The organism is Kitasatospora sp. NPDC048540 (assembly GCF_040651175.1).
In the GTDB taxonomy this organism is placed as follows: domain Bacteria; phylum Actinomycetota; class Actinomycetes; order Streptomycetales; family Streptomycetaceae; genus Kitasatospora.
In genome coordinates this window covers 1-15,894 of sequence record NZ_JBEZIR010000051.1, presented here as the reverse complement: position 1 = coordinate 15,894, position 15,894 = coordinate 1, and the positions used below count along the sequence as shown (strand labels likewise).

Annotated in this window: 16 protein-coding genes and 1 riboswitch; of the genes, 9 read left to right on the top strand and 7 right to left on the bottom strand. The window is 71.8% G+C overall.

The window, feature by feature from the left end; translation table 11 throughout:
- Nucleotides 1-280: 280 nt before the first annotated feature.
- The 3 genes from AB0D08_RS20815 to AB0D08_RS20805 all read left to right on the top strand — a co-directional run bounded on the left by AB0D08_RS20815 (nt 281) and on the right by AB0D08_RS20805 (nt 3,075).
- Nucleotides 281-1,096, top strand: a complete 816-nt coding sequence (locus AB0D08_RS20815) for a hypothetical protein (protein ID WP_359890525.1) — start codon at nt 281-283, stop codon at nt 1,094-1,096.
- A gap of 124 nt (nt 1,097-1,220) precedes the next feature.
- A complete protein-coding gene (locus tag AB0D08_RS20810; RefSeq protein WP_359890524.1) occupies nt 1,221-2,198 on the top strand; it encodes a helix-turn-helix domain-containing protein in 978 nt (325 codons plus the stop codon).
- Between the two features lie 109 nt (nt 2,199-2,307).
- On the top strand, nt 2,308-3,075 hold the full coding sequence (locus AB0D08_RS20805; RefSeq protein ID WP_359890522.1) for an MBL fold metallo-hydrolase: 768 nt from the start codon (nt 2,308-2,310) through the stop codon (nt 3,073-3,075).
- Between the two features lie 581 nt (nt 3,076-3,656).
- Here AB0D08_RS20805 and AB0D08_RS20800 read toward each other — a convergent pair.
- The 3 genes from AB0D08_RS20800 to AB0D08_RS20790 all read right to left on the bottom strand — a co-directional run bounded on the left by AB0D08_RS20800 (nt 3,657) and on the right by AB0D08_RS20790 (nt 5,270).
- Nucleotides 3,657-4,091, bottom strand: a complete 435-nt coding sequence (locus tag AB0D08_RS20800; protein WP_233288890.1) for an NUDIX domain-containing protein — start codon at nt 4,089-4,091, stop codon at nt 3,657-3,659.
- A complete protein-coding gene (locus tag AB0D08_RS20795) occupies nt 4,088-4,603 on the bottom strand; it encodes a DegT/DnrJ/EryC1/StrS family aminotransferase (protein WP_359890519.1) in 516 nt (171 codons plus the stop codon). The genes AB0D08_RS20800 and AB0D08_RS20795 overlap by 4 nt, the downstream gene beginning before the upstream one ends.
- A 259-nt stretch (nt 4,604-4,862) precedes the next feature.
- A complete protein-coding gene (locus AB0D08_RS20790) occupies nt 4,863-5,270 on the bottom strand; it encodes a helix-turn-helix domain-containing protein (protein ID WP_359890577.1) in 408 nt (135 codons plus the stop codon).
- Nucleotides 5,271-5,363: 93 nt separating this feature from the next.
- Here AB0D08_RS20790 and AB0D08_RS20785 point away from each other — a divergent pair, with 93 nt between their 5' ends.
- The 3 genes from AB0D08_RS20785 to AB0D08_RS20775 all read left to right on the top strand — a co-directional run bounded on the left by AB0D08_RS20785 (nt 5,364) and on the right by AB0D08_RS20775 (nt 9,542).
- Nucleotides 5,364-6,116: an SDR family oxidoreductase gene (locus AB0D08_RS20785; RefSeq protein WP_359890516.1), complete on the top strand. Its 753-nt coding sequence runs from the start codon at nt 5,364-5,366 to the stop codon at nt 6,114-6,116.
- Nucleotides 6,117-6,344: 228 nt separating this feature from the next.
- Nucleotides 6,345-6,519: riboswitch (M-box (ykoK) riboswitch) on the top strand.
- 312 nt (nt 6,520-6,831) lie between these two features.
- Nucleotides 6,832-8,199, top strand: a complete 1,368-nt coding sequence (locus tag AB0D08_RS20780; RefSeq protein ID WP_359890513.1) for a CBS domain-containing protein — start codon at nt 6,832-6,834, stop codon at nt 8,197-8,199.
- Nucleotides 8,196-9,542: a divalent metal cation transporter gene (locus AB0D08_RS20775; protein WP_359890510.1), complete on the top strand. Its 1,347-nt coding sequence runs from the start codon at nt 8,196-8,198 to the stop codon at nt 9,540-9,542. The genes AB0D08_RS20780 and AB0D08_RS20775 overlap by 4 nt, the downstream gene beginning before the upstream one ends.
- A gap of 293 nt (nt 9,543-9,835) precedes the next feature.
- On the opposite strand, the gene AB0D08_RS20770 is transcribed toward AB0D08_RS20775, so the two are convergent.
- The 3 genes from AB0D08_RS20770 to AB0D08_RS20760 form a co-directional block, all read right to left on the bottom strand.
- A complete protein-coding gene (locus tag AB0D08_RS20770) occupies nt 9,836-10,282 on the bottom strand; it encodes a heme-binding protein (RefSeq protein WP_033818051.1) in 447 nt (148 codons plus the stop codon).
- Between the two features lie 65 nt (nt 10,283-10,347).
- Nucleotides 10,348-10,668: an NIPSNAP family protein gene (locus AB0D08_RS20765; protein WP_033818050.1), complete on the bottom strand. Its 321-nt coding sequence runs from the start codon at nt 10,666-10,668 to the stop codon at nt 10,348-10,350.
- Between the two features lie 28 nt (nt 10,669-10,696).
- The gene (locus AB0D08_RS20760; RefSeq protein ID WP_033818049.1) at nt 10,697-11,665 is read right to left on the bottom strand and encodes an NADP-dependent oxidoreductase; all 969 of its coding nucleotides are present in this window, start codon (nt 11,663-11,665) and stop codon (nt 10,697-10,699) included.
- A 142-nt stretch (nt 11,666-11,807) separates the two neighbouring features.
- Between AB0D08_RS20760 and AB0D08_RS20755 the strand changes: the two genes are divergently transcribed.
- A complete protein-coding gene (locus AB0D08_RS20755; protein WP_033818048.1) occupies nt 11,808-12,185 on the top strand; it encodes a helix-turn-helix domain-containing protein in 378 nt (125 codons plus the stop codon).
- 138 nt (nt 12,186-12,323) lie between these two features.
- Here AB0D08_RS20755 and AB0D08_RS20750 read toward each other — a convergent pair whose 3' ends face one another.
- A complete protein-coding gene (locus AB0D08_RS20750) occupies nt 12,324-12,647 on the bottom strand; it encodes an ATP-binding protein (RefSeq protein WP_359890506.1) in 324 nt (107 codons plus the stop codon).
- 644 nt (nt 12,648-13,291) lie between these two features.
- On the opposite strand from AB0D08_RS20750, the gene AB0D08_RS20745 reads away from it, so the two are divergent.
- Together AB0D08_RS20745 and AB0D08_RS20740 are read left to right on the top strand one after the other, a co-directional pair.
- A complete protein-coding gene (locus tag AB0D08_RS20745) occupies nt 13,292-14,797 on the top strand; it encodes a GMC oxidoreductase (RefSeq protein ID WP_359890504.1) in 1,506 nt (501 codons plus the stop codon).
- Nucleotides 14,798-15,111: 314 nt separating this feature from the next.
- A partial coding sequence (locus tag AB0D08_RS20740) for an inositol monophosphatase family protein (protein ID WP_359890501.1) occupies nt 15,112-15,894 on the top strand: 783 nt, incomplete at its 3' end.

Genomic DNA, 15,894 nt, shown 5'->3' with positions numbered 1-15,894 from the left:
CCCAGCAGCCCGCCGCCGAACCGTGCCACGTGGGGACGGTCCCAGGTAGCCGCCGCGACGCTCGCTGCGGTCCCCTTCGTCCTCGCGGCCGTCGCCGCCGCCGGCATCGACAGACCCGCGCACGAGGCGATGCAGCACGGCGGCCGGCTCGCCGTCGTACTGACCTGCTCCGTCGTCGGCCTGGCCCTCGTGGCCTGGCTACTGCTGCGACCGATCCGCCAAACCCTCCTCCCTGGGCTGGTTCAGCGCCACCGTCAGCGCGCTGTGCCTGCTCGCCACCGTGTTCATCTGGGTCGCGGTCGCCGCCGACGACACCCTCACCGGCGCACCCGGCACCGTGGTCACCGACCAGGACGCCGCCACCTCCTACCTGCGCGACGACGGACGCGACGGGATGCAGCAGATCCCCACCGGCGTGATGATCCAGACGGCCCAGTTCACCGACGCCAACAACATCCGCCTCACCGGCTACCTCTGGCAACGACTTCCCGCCGGCGCCGACACCAAGACCCCTGCCGTGGACCTTCCCGCCGCCGTCGACGGCAGCGGCGTCGGCGAACAGGTCTTCCTCCACGCCAACAGCGACAACACCCAGACCGTCGGCTGGAAACTGCGCACCACCCTGCGCGAACAGTTCGACTACGGCCACTACCCCCTCGACCAGCAGGTCATCTGGGCGACGATGTGGCCCAAGACCCCCGGCACCGTCCTCGTCCCGGACTTCGCCGCCTACCCGCCCTGGGAACCGGAGCACAACCACGGCCTCTACTCCGGCATGGTCACCGGCGAGTGGCGCACCCACTTCACCACCTTCTCCATGGGAGAGTCCACGACCGGGACCACCTTCGGCCACACCGACGCCACCCCCGACTCCACCATCGCCGCACTGCACTTCGACGGAGGCCCGCAGCGACTTCGTGCGCAACCGCGGCGCGTACGCCGGGCCCCTGGACGGTTCTTGATGACCGCTCTGCTGCCTGCGCCGAGAGCGGCAGGCAGCAGAGGCCGCCTCGAGGAGCCTCGACTCGGCTGGGCTCGAATGGTCGCGGCGGACGGCGTGCTCAAGGATCGTCCGTACCGCGTATCCGCCGGGTGACTTCGCTGTCCGGGCGATGAGACGCGTGGCGAGGTCCCGGGCTCCGTGGGCGTCCGGGAGCGTGGCCGGATCTGCGATGACCTCGTCATTGCAGTCACCCTGCGCCGGGCACCATGATCAGGCCATGCGCCAGTCGCCCCACCGAGTCGTCGTTGCCGCCTTCCCCGGAGTCGAGCTGCTGGACGTCACCGGACCGGCGGAGGTGTTCTCGGTAGCCACCCGTGCCGCCGGACCCGACCGGCCCGGCTACGTCGTACAGATCGCGACCGCCGACGGCGAACCGGTCGCGACCTCCAGCGGCGTGCGTCTGATGGCCGACCTCACCCTCGGCGCGGTGGACGGCCGGGTGGACACCCTGCTCGTGGCGGGCGCGATCGACCTGGTCGGCGGCGGAGTGGAGCCGGTGATCGACCTGGAAGTCACCGCCTGGCTCCGCACGGCGGCGCCCCGGGCAGGCCGGGTCGGGTCGATCTGCGCGGGTGCGCACCTGCTGGCCGCGGCGGGGCTGCTCGACGGCCGACCCGCCACCACCCACTGGCTGACCGCGGCCCGCCTGGCGGCCGAGCACCCGCAGGTCGCGGTCGATCCCGATCCGATCTTCATCCGCTCCGGGACGGTGTGGACCTGCGCCGGCGTCACCTCGGGGATGGACATGGCGCTCGCGATGGTCGCCGAGGACCACGGCCACGCGCTCGCGCTGGCCACCGCCCGGATGATGGTCATGTACGTCAAACGCTCCGGCGGGCAGAGCCAGTTCAGCGTGCCGCTCTCCGTCCAGAGCGCCGGCGGTGACCGCATCGACGACCTGCGGGTGTGGATCGCCGAGCACCTGACCGAGGACCTCTCGGCCGAAGCCCTCGCCGCCAGGCTGCACTTGAGCGTGCGCCACTTCTCCCGCCTCTTCCGCCAACGCACCTCCACCACCCCGGCCGCCTACGTCGAGTCCGCCCGGCTGGAGGCCGCCCGCCGGCTGCTGGAGGAGACCGACCTCGGCCTCCCGGAGATCGCCGCCGCCAGCGGCCTCGGCTCCGTCGACACACTGCACCGCTCCTTCCAGCGACGCCTGGGCACCACCCCAGCCGAGTACCGCCGCCGCTTCTGAGCATCCGGGCGCGCTCCCACGTCCCGCCACCTGCCAAACCCACCGCCGCCCAGCGGCCCCCAGCCATGCCCGCACCAGCCGACGCACCACCCACACTCCGGAGCCCCTCATGTCCCGCACGAAGGTCATCCCGATCCCGGTCCTGGGCTGGCACGCCATCAACGCCTACCTGCTGGTCGGCCGACGGCCCGTCATCGTCGACGCCGGGATCCCCGGCAGCGGCCGGAAGATCTACGACCAGATCGCCGCACACGGCGTCGACCCCTCCGACGTCTCGCTGATCATCCTCACCCACGGCCACATCGACCACTTTGGCTCGGCCGCCGAACTGCACCGCCTCACCGGCGCACCCGTCGCCGGCCACGTCGCCGACCTCGGACCGTACCGCACCGGCCGGGTCCGCGAACCGTACCTGCCCATCGGCCCTATGGGCCGCCTCATGGACCGGAACAAGAACCTCCACGCCCAGGCCGAACCCGTCGAACCCGGCGTACTGATCAGCGGCGAGACGAGCCTGGAGGTCTTCGGGGTCGCCGGCCGCATCATGCCCACCCCCGGACACACCGCCGGATCGGTCTCCGTCCTGACCGACGAGGGCGACCTCGTCGCCGGCGACCTGATCGCCAACTCCTTCATGGGCCTGATCCCCGGCAAGCCCGCGAACCCGCCCTTCCACGACGACCCCCGGCAGAACCTCACCAGCCTGCGCGCGATGCTCGCCCTGGGCCCCACCGCCCTCCACGTCGGCCACGGCACCGCGCTCGAACCCGACCGGGTACGACGCTGGGCCGAGCGCGAGCACGACCGCCTGTCCCGGCTGGAGTCCGCAGGCCGCCTCACCCACCGCACGCAGGACGCGGAAGAACCGTCCCGCTGAGGAAGGCGTGGCGGCGGCGTCTTCCGGACCAGGGGCCACGTTGCCGAGCGCAGCGATGCGCTCTGCTACGGCGTCCCGGCGGGCAAGGCGATGCCCGGGTGACCGCTGGGCGCCGCGGGCGCGTCCGAACGGAGCCGGGGCAGCCGACACGGCACCGCCGGTCCCGGAGCCGGGCGTAGCCCCGTCCGTGGTACCGAGAACCGCGGTCACCGCAGGTGGAGGGCTCGGCTCGACCTCCCCGGAGGGACACCATGCCGAGGGTTCCGGACCCGGGATCACCACGCGGGACCGTCAGCCCGAAGCCACCGGTCGAACTGCAACCAGAGCCCGGGCTGGTGATCCAGCGCCGGCAGGTACGGCGGTGGCCGGCCCGCCACCGCTCCTTCGCCGCCGCGGCCGCTCGGCGGGGCGTGCGCTCGTCCCCGGCGAAGCCGAGCAGCACCAAGCGCTCGTGCAAGTTGTCCGAGCGCCCGATGCACTGTGAACGTTCCATCCACTCCTCGCCCCTGGGCATGAACGGGTCGAGGAGCCGTGGTCGCAGGGTCGCCCTGGTGTGGCGGGCCCGCGACACTCGCACCACCTCAGCGGACGATCAGCTCGCGGACCGCGTCGCTGACCTCGGGCAGCTCGCCCGGGAGGGCCCACTGGTACGCGTCGTGTTCGGTGAGGATGACCGGTTCGGTCTTCTCCACGGTGCCGGCGAAGTTGAACTGGCGGGTGGTGGTGCCACGGCTGTTCCGGTAGTCGAAGTGTCCGATGTAGCCGGTGACCTGGTCGATGGCCAGGCCGGTCTCCTCGGCGGTCTCGCGGTGCAGGGCGTCCAGGATGGTCTCCCCGGGCTCGACCCTTCCGGAGGGGATCTCCCACAGTCCGCCCAGGTAGTCGTCGGGCTTGCGCCGTACGAGCAGGATCCGGTCGTGGTGGGTGATCACCGCGGCGGCCACGAAGCCGGTGATGCCGGCGGCTTCGGCGTCGGCCGCAAGGCCGGCCACGAACTCGGGGGAAATGACGGTCACAGCAGCTCCTTGTGATGGTCGCTGATCTTGATGGCCGCACGGACGTACTGGTCGGCCAGCTCCAGATCCTGCTCACGATGCCAGACCGGGAGTTTGATCGTGTGGGCGTGGGCGTGCTCGGCGACCGGGAAGTCCCCGGCGTTGTAGTGGCGGTGGGAGTGCGGGTGACCGGGGAACAGCACGGCCGGCTCCTGGTACAGCGGGAGCGTGTTCATGGGGCAGGTGGAGCCGGGCCGGTCGAACTCGGTGGCGCCCTCGGCGACCAGTGCCTGGTGGAACCTCTCGATCGGCAGCCCGCCGAGTTCGTCGGGCCGGTAGGTGAGCGTCAACCCGTACCAGGACGGAAGCACTCCTTCGGGCATCTCGCTGACCTCCAGGCCGGGTATCCGGGCCAGGTGGACGGTGAGATGGCGGGCGATCTCGGCCCGGCCGGCGAGGTAGCCGTCGAGGTGGGCGAGCTGGTCGTGGGCGATGGCTGCGGCGAGGGGGTGGATGCGGAGCGTGCGCAGCACTTCCGGCGCCGGATGCACTCCATCGAGCAGATCCGCCAACGGGCCACGGCCCGCGGCGAGAACCCCCCCCACCCCTGGAGCAGATCCTCGACCAGCTCGTCGCGCCGTTCTACCTACGGGCGATCTTCGGCATCGACCCGCCGGCCACCGGCTACCCCGGGCTCCTCGTCGACCGACTGCTCGGCGGCGGGAGTATGGGCCCCGCCGGGAACTGACGCACTGTGGGCGCGCGACGGTCACCGCCGCGGGAGGTGCCGGGTCACCCGCGCGGTGGGCCCTGCTGGCTGTCGTAGTGCTCCTGGGCGGCGAGGAGTTCGCCGCCGTGCCGGCCGAACCACTGGATGAGTTCGGTCAGCGGCCCGGCCAGGCCGGTGCCGAGGTCGGTCAGGGAGTAGGTGACCTGCGGCGGGTTGGTGGACGCGACCTGGCGGTCGACGAGCCCGGCCCGGGCCAGCGCCTTGAGGTTCTGGGACAGCATCTTCTGGCTGATGCCGCCGACTCGCTGGTGCAGTTGCGCGAAGCGGTGCGGGCCGGCGACGAGGGCCGAGATGATCAGTGTCGCCCAGCGGCTCGTCGTCTGGTCCATGATCGGCCGGAGCGCGCACTTCTTGTCGAAGGTGTCGTGGGCCAGGAGCCGGGCGGCCGTCGCGACCTGCTGGGTTTCCATCACAGCACGAGCTTACAAAAAAGTAGGTACTTCCTAATAGTAATTCGCGTTCCTACGGTGACTTCCGCAAGCATCAACGTTCGAGGAGCCACTGTGAGCAGCAACAACACCGCCCGTACGGCGATCGTCACGGGCGCGTCGAAGGGCATCGGCGCGGGCATCGCCAAGGCCCTCGCCGGGACCGGCGCGGCCGTCGTGGTGAACTACCGGGAGGACGCCGAGGGCGCCGAGCGGGTCGTCGCGGGTATCACCGCCGCCGGCGGCCGGGCGATCGCGGTCCGGGCGGACGTGGCCCGCGGCGGCGACGTGCGCCGTCTGTTCGATCGGGCGCGCGAGGAGTACGGACCGGTCGACGTACTGGTGAACAACGCGGCCGTCGCCACCTTCGCACCGCTGTCGGACATCACCGAGAAGGAGTTCCAGCGCGAGATGACCACGAACCTGCTGGGGACGATCCTCACCACGCAGGCCCTGGCCGGGCAGGACGACATCGGCACCGCGTCGATCGTCAACGTCTCGACGGCCGGCACGCTCACCCACCCCCTGTACTCCTCGCTCTACGTCGCCTCCAAGAGCGCCGTCAACGCGTTCACCATCGTGGCGGCCAAGGAGCTCGGTCCGCGCGGCATCCGGGTCAACGCGATCATGCCCGGACCGTCGGACACCGAGGGCACCAGGGCCATGGGATTCCCCGGCTCGGCCCAGGAGGTACAGGCCGTCGCCGACACCCCGCTGGGCCGCACGGGCACCCCTGACGACTACGGCCCGCTGGTGGCCTTCCTGGCCTCCGACGACGCGCGCTGGATCACCGGGGACGTCATCCTCGCGTCCGGCGGCCTGCGCTGACGTCCCGTCCGTTCGGGCCACGGGACTCCACCGCGCACCTGCTGCCGGCGGGGCCCGTGGCCTGATCGGCGAACGCCGGCAGGAGCTGCGTGCGGCAGATGCGGATCGCGCCGGCAATCAGGCGCGCTGCAGGCGCGCGGCCGCCTCCCGCCGGGCAGGGACCGGTCAAGGTCAGGTCAAGGATTGGGTTGCCGGGGCGACCGGGGCCTATGCTGATGCCGGTTTGAACAGACACCTCGTTCGGTGAGGCGTCTTCACGGACACAGGCCACTGATCCCACCCGTCGAGAGACGCTCCGGATCAGGACAGGTCTCCCCGACCTAAGGGGTGACCCCAAGTGGCTTCCCCGATCGGCCGGGGACACGCCGTGGAGTGCCAAAGCTCTGACGAGTTGGGGTGTGCCGGGTCGTTCCCGGCTCTCACCTTGCCGCGCCGCCATGACATCGAGTCGTGGCCGGGACCGGAAGGAGGCGTGATGGACAGTAGTCCGGGCCATAGTCGGCCCTTCACCGTGTTGTCCTCGCCGTCCTTCAGCGACCCGCGGCAACCGCTCCTCCTCTGATCGCCGCGCACCCGGCGCTCTCCCCCACCGGCCCGTCCGGCGGGGGTGCGCCGCCGTGCTCCCGGGCACTCCACAGCCTGCGGCCGGAGGATGCAGTGGGCTGTCCCGGGCTGCCCGATGCCCCGTTCCGACCGGGGCGAGGGGGTGTTCCTCGTGGCTGCCACCACTCTGCTCATGTCCACCACGGCCCGGCTTCGCGACCGGCGGGCCGAGAGTTCGCGCCGCACCACCGCGACCCGCGCCGTCCGTGCCTCCCTGGTGTCCCTCGCCGGACTGATCGGCGGCCCGGTCACCAACCAGTCCGGCGAGGAGGTGGGCCGCGTCGTCGACGTCGTCGCCCGCCTCTACGGACCCGAGCCCTATCCGCCGGTCACCGGTCTGATCATCCGCATCGGACGCCGCCGGGCCTTCCTCGCCGCGAGCGCGATCGACACCGTCGGCGCCGGGCAGGTACGGCTGCGCACCGCCCGCGTCGACCTGCGCGACTACGCGCGGCGCCCCGGCGAGGTCCTGCTCGCCCGGGACGTGATGGACCACCAGCTCGTCGACGTCGACGGCATCCAGGTCACCCGCGCGGCCGACCTCTACCTGACGCCGCTGGCCGGGCGCACCGTCCTGGTCGGCGTGGACGTCTCGCTGCCGACCCTGCTGCGCCGCCTCGGCCCGCGCCGCTGGCAGGTCCGGCCCACCCCGGAACGCGTCCTGGACTGGCAGTCGGTGGCCCCGTTCGGCGAGCAGGCCACCCACGGGCCGGCCGAGGTGCAACTGCGCGCCTCCCGCTCCGCCCTGCACCGGCTGCGCCCGGCCGACCTCGCCGACATCCTCGAGGACCTCGGCCGCCACGAACGCCAGCAGTTGCTCGGCTGGCTGGAACCCGAGCAGGCCGCGGACGCCCTGGAGGAGATGGAGCCGGCCGAGCTGGAGAACCTGCTCCGCGAGGCGGCGCCCGAGCACGCCGCCCGGCTGGTCGACGAGATGGAACCGGACGAGGCCGCCGACGCCCTGCGCGACCTCGACCCGGGTGAGCGCGAAGCCCTGCTGACCCGCATGCCCGCCGATGAGGCGGCCGGACTACGCACCCTGCTCACCCACCGGGAGGGCACCGCCGGTGGCGCGATGACCACCGTCCTGGTGACCGCCCGCCCCGACCGGACGATCGCCCAGGTGCGGGCGGAACTGGCCGCGCAGGCCGAGCACCGCACCGAGATCGACGCGGTCGCGGTCCTGGACGAGCACGGCCGGCTGGTCGGCGACATCCCGCTGTTCGACCTAGCGGTGGCCGAGGACACCGCACTGGTCGGCGACCTGGCGGAGTGGCTGGCGCAGTTCGCGCCGCCGGTCACCGTACGCCCGGACACACGCCTGGCCGAGGCCGCCGACCACCTGGTCGCCGCCCGCGCCAGCTCCCTCCTCGTGGTCGACGACGCCGGCCGCCCGCTCGGCCGGATCCTCGCCGACGACATCCTCGACGCCCTGCTGCCCGAGCGCGGCCGCCTGCACTTCCGGAGGCTCCTCAAGTGACCCGCGACCTCACCACCCCGACCGTGCCCGCCACGGCGGCCACCTCCCCCGCCACCGCGCTCCCGGCTCCCTCCGCACCTGCCGCACCTGCCGCGCCTGCCGGCCGCCGTCGGGGATGGCGCCGCATCGCGGCCGTCGCCATGGTCGCCGGACCGGGTCTGGTGGCGGCGAACGCCGGGAACGACGCCGCCGGCATCGCCACCTACGCCAGTGCGGGCTCCCAGTTCACCTACGGCACGCTGTTCTTCATGGTGCTGGTCACCGTCGCGCTGGTGATGGTGCAGGAGATGGCGGTCCGGCTCGGCGCCCACACCGGCAAGGGCCTCGGCGCGCTGATCCGCGAGCAGTTCAGCCTCCGTCTGACCGCGCTCGCGGTCTTCTGCCTGCTGCTGGCCAACACCGGGCTGGTCGTCAGCGAGTTCGCCGGCATCGGCGCCGCGTTCGAGCTGCTCGGTGTCCCCAAGTGGGCGGTCATCCCGCCGGCCGCCGTCCTGCTGTGGTCGCTGGTGCTGTTCGGCTCCTACCGGTGGGCGGAGCGGATCTTCCTGATCATGTCGCTGGCGTTCTTCGCCTACCCGGTCGCCATGGTCCTCGGTAACCCCGACTGGGGGCAGGTCGGCGAACACCTGGCCGTCCCGCACCTGGAGCCCGGCCGGGACTTCATCCTGCTCGCCGTCGCCCTGATCGGAACCACCGTCAGCCCGTACATGCAGTTCTACGCCGCGGCCGGCGTCGTCGACCGCGGCGCCAAGCCCGCCGACTACAAGCTGATCCGCGCGGACGCCGTGCTCGGCGCGGTGTTCGCCTGCGTGATCAGCCTGACCATCATCATCGCCACCGCCTCCGCGATCGGCGGCAGCGGCCCGCTGGAGTCCGCCGCGCAGGCCGCCGAAGCCCTGAAGCCGGTCGCCGGGCACGGTGCCGAGCTGCTGTTCGCCTTCGGCCTGATCGGCGCCTCCGCCCTGGCCGGCGCCGTCGTCCCGCTCTCCGCCAGCTACGCCGTCGGGGAGGCCGCCGGCGTGGAGCGGTCCGTCTCCCGCAGCTTCCGCGACGCCCCGCTGTTCCTCGGCCTGTTCACCGCCCAGATCGCGCTCGGCGCGATCGTCGCCCTCACCCCGGTGGACGTCATCCAGCTCCTGATCGGCACTCAGGTCCTCCAGGGCCTGATCAGCCCGATCGTCCTGGTCTACCTCCTCGTCCTCACCAACCGCCGCTCCGTCCTCGGCGACGCGGCCAACGGCCCCCGCTACCGCATCGCGGCCACCGCCGTGGTCGTCGGCGTCGCCGCGATGTCCACCATCCTGCTCGTCCAGACCGTCCTCGGCTGGCTCGGCCTCGCCTGACGAACGACTCCCCATCGCTGCACGGCACTTGGAACCAGCTCCCGGAAGACTTGCTCCCCCTGCGGCTCACCACTACGGCTGGGAGCAGGTGAACACCGAGTCCGACCGACCGCCCGGCTTCCTGGCCGCTCGGCCGACGCCCCGTCACCAGTTGTTCGGGGACCCGCCCGACCTGAGACGCACGATCCGGCCCGTCCCCGGCGGCCACCGCCCGCGCCGGCCGCGATTGCGATGCGGTCCGGTGCGGGAGCGGGTCCGGCCGTACTTCCGGGCGTTCGGGCCCGGCCGGGCGGTCAGCTGGTGGGTACCTCGAAACCGAGGGCGGCCAGGGCCTCTTCGGCGGCCTGCTGGTCCTGCTGGTAGCTGCCGCCGGAGATTCCGAGGCCTCCGACGCACCTGCCGTTGTCGATGATCGGGTAGCCGCCGCCGACCGCCATCAGGCGCGGGTGGCCGGCCAGCGGCGCGATGCCCGGATCGGCGAGGTAGCCGTTCCACGTGTGGGTGGGGGTGCGGAAGGAAGCTGCGGTCCAGGCCTTGTCGGCGGCGACCTCGGCGGTGAGGAAGGGCGCGTCATCGGCGCGGTCGAACGCCTTGAGGTGCCCGCCCGGGTCGGTGACGGCGACGGCCGCCGTGAAACCGATCCGGGCGGCAGCCGTGTGGACCGCTGTGATCAGTGCACCTGCTGCGGCCCGGGTGATCGAGGAGGTGGGGAACGACAGTGCGAGTGTGTCCGTGCTCATGAGTGGTTCCTTTACGGCTGTGCTGTTCGGGTGGCGCCGCTGCGGGCGCCCGTGGTGCGGGCCGGTCACTGCAGTGGTGAGACGGGGGTGGGGACCACGCGGGTGACAACGGTCCGCTCGGGGATCAGCAGGCCGTACACGACCGGGCCGATCTCGTTCCTCCAGCGGTCGTGCTGGTAGACGGCCGCAGACAGGGCCTCGCTCCGGGCCTCGTCCTCGAACCGGCGGATCCAGATGTAGCCGTCCTCGTCCTGGTCGTCGACGAAGGAGGCGGTCACGTCCATGCCCTTGGACGTCTGGAACGGGATGACCACGTCCTCCATGTAGCGCACCCACTCGTCGCGGCGTCCGGGCTGCGCCTGGTAGCGGCGGATCTCGTAGTACACGTGCGACTCCGATTTCTGCGTCGGGTGGTCAGTTGGTGAGGGTGAGGACGAGCTTGCCGCGGGTGCGCAGGTCCTCGCCGCGGGCGTGGGCGGCGCCGACCTGCTCCAGGGGGAAGGTTTCCGCCACCTCGACGGCGACCTCGCCGGCGTCGATCAGCCCGGCGATCGTGGTCAGCGCGGCACCGTCCGGCTCGACCAGGAACGGGGTCACCCGCACGCCCGCCGCCTCGGCGGCCTGTGCCAGCTCGGGCGACACTCCCTGCGGGATGGCGACCAGCAGGCCGCCGGGGCGCAGCACCTTCAGCGAGCGGGTGCTGGTCATGTCGTGGGCGTCGCCCACCAGGTCGATGACGACGTCGATGTCCTTGGCGGCGTCTTCGAAGCGGGTGCTGGTGTAGTCGATGCTCTCGTCGGCGCCGAGTTCCTTGAGCCAGGGGTGGCGTGCGGCACTGGCGGTGGCGATCACGTGGGCGCCGAGATGCCGGGCGAACTGGACTGCGAAGTGGCCGACCCCGCCGGCGGCGGCGGTGATCAGGACCCGCTGGCCGGCTTGCAGGTGAGCGGTGTCGACGATGGCCTGCCAGGCGGTCAGTGCGGCCAGCGGCACGGCGGCGGCGTGCACGTGGTCGAGGGTGGCGGGCTTGAGGGCGAACTGGCGGGCCGGGGCGGTCACGTACTCGGCGTAGGCGTTCGCGGCGCGCGGGAACCACGGCATGCCGTACACCTCGTCGTCGGCCTTCAGCGTGGTCACGCCGAAGCCGACCTCCTCCACCACCCCGGACACGTCCCAGCCGAGGGTGAACGGCGGCTCACCCAGCAGCCCGGCCATGCCGGAGCCGCCGCGGGTCTTCCAGTCCACCGGGTTGACCCCGGCCGCGTGCACCCGCACCAGCACCTCGGTGGGCAGTGGTACCGGGCGCGGGACCCGCTGGACGCGCAGCACCTCCGGACCGCCGAAACCGTCCTGGACCACCGAGCGCATCGTGTGCGTGGACATGCGTCATCTCCTGAAATGGCTTTCTGCGGAGGGCCCTTGGCGGCCCCCCGGTTGACGTCGCCGACGCTATCCCCGGGGACATAGTTACCATTAAGGTCCACTACTTCCCGATGGGAAGTGACCTGGTGAGAAGAGCGCGATCATGACGACCACCTGCCCCAGCGGCCAGCACTCGCACCACGACGTCTACGCCGCCCAGTGCCCCTGCCGGGCCCTGCTCGACCTGCTCGCCAACAAGTGGTCCGCACTGGCCATCGGCGCCCTCGAGGACGGGCCCCGGCGATTCGGCGAACTCCAGCGCAGACTGCAGGGCGTCAGCCCCAAGGTGCTCACCCAGACGCTGCGCCGCCTCGAGGACTTCGGCATCCTCGACCGCACCGTCTACCCCGCCGTCCCCCTGCACGTCGAGTACGCCCTCACCGCCCTCGGGCAGAGCGCCGCGATCCCGCTCAACGCGCTTCGGTCGTGGGTGGAGGAGAACATCGACCACGCCTCCCGGCCCGAACCGGTCGCGTCGTAGCGCGGCAGACAGTCCCGCGTCCCGGCACACGCGCGAACCCCGGCGCCGCGGCGTGCGGCACCGAGTGTGCTCCCGACGCGACGGCCCGTCCCGGGCAACGGAGGAGGGAGCGGCCCCCACTGGTCGACGGGCCATTGCTCACCGGACCAGTCCTGCCAGGTCGGCACCCGGGTTTGCCGAGGCCGAGTCCGGGGCCCGGGCCCGGGCCCGGGCCCGGGTGCGCTCGGCGCCAGCCCCGCACAGCACCAGCGCGGTCTGGGCGGCGGGGGTACCGGCCAACAGGCGCAGGTCCTCGAGTGCGGGGGCGGCGATGCGGTGGACGTCGTCGATCAGCAGTACACCCGAGTTCTTGAAGGCGTCGGTGAGCGGACGGTCGGCCGCGCCTGTGCGGTTCGTCGGTGCGCCGGCCGGCAGGCCGAAGGCGGTGAGCAGCGCGGCGCGCAGCTGCGGGGCCGGCTTCACGGCGACTGCGCCTGATGGACGGGCGGGTGGCGGCGGCGCGGTCGGCTGCGGGGAACACGGTGATCCGGGGGCTCCCGCACTCCAAGGAGGAGGGGGCACGGGCGGCGAGAGGCTCGCGTGAGGTGGGCGCTTCAGCCCTGGGAAGGGACGCCACCTGCGGCAGGGCCAGAAGTCGGTCGGCGCGTACGGGCAGCCTGACCCGATGCTGGTGTGATGCCGACTGTCCCGCCACGCGCATGGCGCTGAGGTTCCGAACGAACGTCGCGGAGGTTCAAGTACCTGCCGTGTCGGTAATCCTAGGATTCAAGGGCAGAAGGGAAGCCCGGGCTGCTCCTGGACGGGTACGCACCAAGGACAAGAAACTCATGGAACAAGAGAAGTCCAGCCGCATGGCCGTCATCGCAGACACCGGCGCCGACATGGCCATCCCCAGGGGGGCGCGCTCGCTGCTGATCCGCCGGTTCCATGCCTTCTGCGCGCCGAGCTCTGAGGCAGCCGAGCAAGGCACAGGGCCGACCTGTGGACAACCATCCCGACTCTTCGACCACTTTAATACATGCACGTAATCAGCTTTTTGATCGTCGATGAGACTTTTTTACTGAACCCGGTGGCCGGCCAGCGCTGCCGTGGGAAGCGGAGACATTATGGGCCAGAGTCCCTATGACTATGTCGTTGTGGGAGCGGGGACAGCAGGGTGCGTGATTGCCTCCCGGATTTCGGAACGCCCCGGCGTGCGGGTGCTGTTGCTGGAGGCCGGAGCCCGGGACGCGACCGAGGCGATGGCATCTCCATGGGGGTTCCTGGGGTTCGACCCGTCATCCCTCTGGCTGGGCGCCTCGGCCGTGCAGGCCGGTACGGGCAGGGCCGCTGACGTGCTGCGCGGTAAGGCACTCGGCGGATCGTCGAGTATCAACGGCCTCTACCACCTGCGGGGGCACCGCTCCGGTTACGACGAATGGCCCGGGCTCGGTGCTCCGGGCTGGGGTTTCGACGATCTGCTGCCCTACTTCCGCCGCAGCGAGAGCACTCGCGGCCGTGATGCCTCCGTGCGGGGCACGGACGGGCCGGTCGTGGTCGCCCCGGTTCCGGAACCCCATCCCCTGGCCACGGCGGGTGTCGACGCCGCGGTGCAAGCCGGGTTCACACGCGCCGACGACATCGGCGGCGGCCTGGAGACCGGGTTCGGGTGGAGTGACATGAATCTGCCCGGCGGCGCCCGTCAGAGCGCGGCGGACGCCTACATCCGTCCGTTCCTCGACCGGCCGAACCTCGACGTCGTCACGGACGCGACCGTGCAGCGTCTGCGCATCACGGCGAGCCGCTGCACCGGCGTCGAGTACACCGTGGGTGGCGAGCACGTGTCCGCCGAGAGCGCCGAAGTCATCTTGACCGCGGGGGCCATCGGCTCCGCGCACCTCCTGATGCTGTCAGGGATCGGCCCGGCAGGACACCTCGGCGAACACGGCATCGACGTCGTCGCCGACCTGCCGGGAGTGGGATCCCATCTGCAGGACCATCCGATGGCGGGCGTGGTGTACGAGGCCGGCCGGCCCGTACCGTTCGTTCCTGCCAACCCGCCGGCCGAAATGATGGGCCTGTTGTACAGCGACCCCGCCGCGGCCCGGCCGGACCTTCAGGTCTACATCGTCGCCGCACCGCTCCCGTCGGCATGGGGCCGGCCGCCGGCCAACGGCTACTCCATCGCCTTCTCCGCGATGGCTCCGCACAGCAGCGGCACCGTGCGCCTGGCGGACGCCAATCCCGCCAGCGCTCCCCTCGTCGACCCCGGCTACCTGAGCGACGACCGCGACCTGGAGGTCATGCGCAGGGGCCTGGCAGTCGCACGCCGCATCGGGGAGGCCGACGCGTTCGCCGGCTGGCGCGAGCGGGAAGCGGTGCCGGGCGCCGTGACGAGCGGAGAATCCGTGGACGAGTTCCTCCGCAAGGCCACCGGCCCCTACTTCCACTTCACCGGCACCTGCCGGATGGGAACCGACGCCGATGCCGTCGTGGACCCTGCGACCCTTCGCGTCCACGGGATCGCCGGACTGCGGGTCGCCGATGCCTCGGTGATGCCGTCCATCCCCTCGGCCAACACCAACGCGACCGTCTACGCCATCGCCGAACGGGCCGCCGAACTGCTCGACTGAGCCTTCGTCCGCGCCCACGGCGCTTCTGCGACGCCCTTCATCCGCCGTCGTGCGCCGCATTCCGCCCGAACTCCGGCTCATCGCCGGGGCGTTGACATGCAGACACGCGGCCACCCTGACAACGTGCCCTGCTCCGGCAGCGTCGAGCGCCGGAGCAGGTTCCCATCCAATTGCATGCGAGTAATCCCAGCCGTACTTGACATGCATTTGAAGTTAACGACGAGGCTGCCTACCGTTGAGACGAACGCGCAGGAACGGCCGCACAGTTCGGCCCGATCAGCCTCATAGCCCCTATCTCATAAGGGAGTTCGCCCATGTCCGAATCGCTTCTCACCACTGACGTTGCCCTCTCCGACGCCGATCTGCTCGACCGCACCGCGGACGCGGTCCGCGCCGCCGGCGCGGCGCTGCGCGGGCGTTTCGGCGAGGTGGTCCGGTACGGGAGCCGTGAGGAGCTGATGGCCGCGCTGGCCGTCAACGACGACACGGCCCTGGACATCCTGCGCCCCGCCCTGACCGAACTGCGGCCGCAGGCCCGGTGGGTGGAGGACGAACTGGACGGCGGGGCGCTGCCGGCCGGTGAGTGGTGGGTGGTGGACCCGGCCGAGGGCAACGTCAACCACCTGCACGTGCTGCCGGAGTGGGCGGTCACCGCCACGCTGGTGCGCGACAACCGGCCGGTGCTCACCGTGGTGCACCTGCCGCTGACCGGCGAGACCTACACCGCGCGCACCGGTGCGGGCGCCCACCTCGACGGCCGGCCGCTGCACGTCGCCGCCACCACCGACCTGGGCCTGGGCATCGTGGCCACCAGCCAGGCCCGGCCGGACGAGGACGCGCAGGTCGTACGGCACATCGGCGCGTCGATCACCGCGATGCTCCTCGACACGCTCGTGGTGCGCGTCGCGGTGCCCGCGACCCTGCACCTGACCAACGTGGCCGCCGGCCGGATCGACGCCTTCTGGCAGTTCGCCGGCGCCCGCGCGGACCTGCTGCCCGGCGCGCTGCTCGTCACCGAGGCCGGCGGGACCATCTCCGACGCCCAGGGCCGACCCTGGACCCCGCAGAGCGGGAGCTTCCTGGCCGCCGCCCCCGGC